Genomic DNA, 2,586 nt, shown 5'->3' with positions numbered 1-2,586 from the left:
GGTTTAGGCAATTGCACGTATAAAATTATAAAGGTGGAAATAGAAAAAGCCAAAAAAGACGGAAAAACATTATGCGGTTGGGAAAAGTAAGTTTATTGGTTTTATTGTTAACGCTCCAGGCTTGTTTCATCCCACCAGGCGAAAGCAAACCAATAACAAACTATAACCATCTTATTTTTACGGCCAAAGTAATCCGCATTATGGATGGCGATACCATGKAGGTACTCTTTCAGCACCAGCCCATTAAAATCCGCTTGGCCCATATCGATTGTCCTGAGAAAAGAGGGTCGCAACCTTTTGGCAATCATGCTAAAAAAGCACTCTCTGATTTGTGTTTTGGGCAAATGGTGAGTGTACAAGGCCAGAAATACGACCGCTATAAAAGATTAATTGCTGTAGTAATTAACCGCAAAAAACAGGTGGTGAACCAGGAAATGATTAAACAGGGCATGGCCTGGCATTATAAAAAATATTCAAGCGATTTACTTTATGCACAACTGGAAATAACCGCCAGGAAAAATAAAGTAGGCTTGTGGCAAGAGAAAGATGCTGTAGCACCCTGGGCATGGCGGGAAGAAAAGCATAGTCTGGCAAAGTAGTTATATGAAAGCCATCATCAATCCGTCCCAACGAAAACGCTATTCACACCTATTAATTCATTTCAGCAATTTAAAGACCTTTAAATGTTAAGGGTTTTATGATAATGAGTTGCGGGCAGTTCAGAGATTTTTTGTAAAAAATAATTTTGTTTTTGTATATTAAATAATATAACTTAGGTAATGGAAAACTACACGCTCAAATCTCCTATTTATGAAAACCTCAATGCATCTGACAAGCCGTTTTGTTGTGCTATTGTTATTCGCTTTAAACCTCTCGTCCTGTAAAAAAAATCCTGATTTTACGAAAAAAGAAGAACTCCCTGCCGAAACACAGACCGGGGCCGATACTTTTGGCTGTCTTATTGATGGAAAGGTTTATACACCTGATGGTGTTATCGGTCTGCCAGCACTTACAGCTTCCATACAGTATCACATCCTCGATCTACGGTCGATAAGAAAAAGCTCAAATGAAGCTATTGGGCTTCCGGTCAGGAATATGACCGCAGTAGGGGAATACCCTGTTACCCAAGAAGTCGGATACAGTAGTCCAGATCTTAATTATCAAGCTGTTGCAGGCAAAATAACGATCACTAAATACGATGTTTCCAAAAACATCGTTTCCGGACGTTTCTACTTTACTGCAAAAAATGAAAAGACCGGAAAAACAGTTTCTATAACGGATGGACGGTTCGATGTCCAATTTACCAATTAAACAAGGCATATTGAACAACATGTTCTGCCTGGAAGCTAATATCTAGAAAAAGCATTAAATATTCCATTTAAATCAGTCAAAGATCGGATTGTCCGATCAATTTGTTATTAACCCTCTCAATCTTTACGAACAATGCTAAAGTCAGTTTTTCTTTCTCTGCTTTTGTCGCTTTCTTTGAGCTTATGCTTAGCTCAGGATACGCCTAACGAACTTGCCAACAGGCACAATTTTATTTTTCAGCACCTAAACCGTAGCGAGGCAACCACCGGTATTTTACTTGACTATGGTATAGAGTTCCAGAATATGGAYAATTACGATGGTTCGGTATTGTTAGACAGTAATCATGTTTCCATTACGGATTGGAGGACTATATATGCGACGTTACTCACCTCACAGTATTGGGAAGTATAAGATAGAAACGCTCATGATGCGAGAATGGCCATATTAGGGTGTCAGTGTTGGGGAGTTTATATCAATGGCATGTGCATTGAACACTGAGCAGGCATTATTACCGTTAATATTCATTTGAGTGTGTTAATGGCTGGGTAACGCCACTAATCAGGTTGCTTAAAAAACCGTTAATAGAACCTTAATATTGAGAGAGTTCGCAGCAAAATGAAGCGAAAACTTGTATTTAGCCGGGTCAATATCTATATTAATAGCGAAATAACTTACTGCCCTGTTTAATTGAGTGCGCCCAAAAAAAGATATGAGAATTTTGTTGTACATATTGCTTGCAATAGGCATACTGGGCTGTAAAAATAAAGCAGACCAGACTTATAGGATGCCAGATAAAGACAGTGCAAATTTCACTGTTGCTATAGTTATGCTTTATCCGGGTGAGCGGCTCTTGGTCAAGTTAAACAATGAGGTTTTACTGGATACAACCGGCGATGCATCAGGTAGACTTGACTCCCGTTTATATTTCAAATACCCCAAAAAGGTAAAGACAATAGCTGTTTCTGGAGTTTATAACGGCACAAAGACATTTAACCGCTATTTTAAAGATACATTATCACGCGTTCCTAAATTAGCCCTGGTAATACCTTTTCCAATGCCAAAGGCAACTTGGAAACCTAAAAACGAATCGGATAACCGTGTCCCTATGGAAAGTACTGAGCGCAATATTGTGCTTGTGGATGATACTGCTTATCCTAAACAGAAGAACATGTTGTAGCGCTATAAAGCCCGTCGTTAATTAATTTAAATATCTCAGTTCCATTTTAAATGAAAATTATCGTTTTTAATGCCAACAAAAAATCTGTTAGTGAACCC

The 2,586-nt window shown here is 38.5% G+C and carries 4 protein-coding genes; all 4 read left to right on the top strand.

All coding sequences use genetic code 11. The annotated features are described in order from the left end of the window. The first annotated feature begins 71 nt into the window (after positions 1-71). Entirely contained in the window at positions 72-599 is a 528-nt protein-coding gene (locus tag AC1DND_RS25435) for a thermonuclease family protein (protein WP_477585323.1), read from the top strand. A 211-nt stretch (positions 600-810) separates the two neighbouring features. After that, the gene (locus AC1DND_RS25430) at positions 811-1,311 is read left to right on the top strand and encodes a Riean_0653 family protein (protein ID WP_477585321.1); all 501 of its coding nucleotides are present in this window, start codon (positions 811-813) and stop codon (positions 1,309-1,311) included. Positions 1,312-1,443: 132 nt separating this feature from the next. After that, the gene (locus AC1DND_RS25425; RefSeq protein ID WP_477585320.1) at positions 1,444-1,722 is read left to right on the top strand and encodes a hypothetical protein; all 279 of its coding nucleotides are present in this window, start codon (positions 1,444-1,446) and stop codon (positions 1,720-1,722) included. Between the two features lie 373 nt (positions 1,723-2,095). Then, a complete protein-coding gene (locus tag AC1DND_RS25420) occupies positions 2,096-2,488 on the top strand; it encodes a hypothetical protein (protein ID WP_477585319.1) in 393 nt (130 codons plus the stop codon). The last annotated feature ends 98 nt before the right edge of the window (positions 2,489-2,586 follow it).

The sequence above is a fragment of the Pedobacter sp. 01N416 genome (assembly GCF_056399685.1).
Note: the sequence above shows the minus strand (reverse complement) of the source record. Positions and strands in the feature narration are given on the sequence as shown.

Excerpts from the sequence above, each read along its gene's own strand:
- AC1DND_RS25430 (WP_477585321.1), top strand. The coding sequence starts at position 811 with ATGAAAACCTCAATGCATCTGACAAGCCGTTTTGTTGTGCTATTGTTA.
- AC1DND_RS25420 (WP_477585319.1), top strand. The coding sequence starts at position 2,096 with ATGCCAGATAAAGACAGTGCAAATTTCACTGTTGCTATAGTTATGCTT.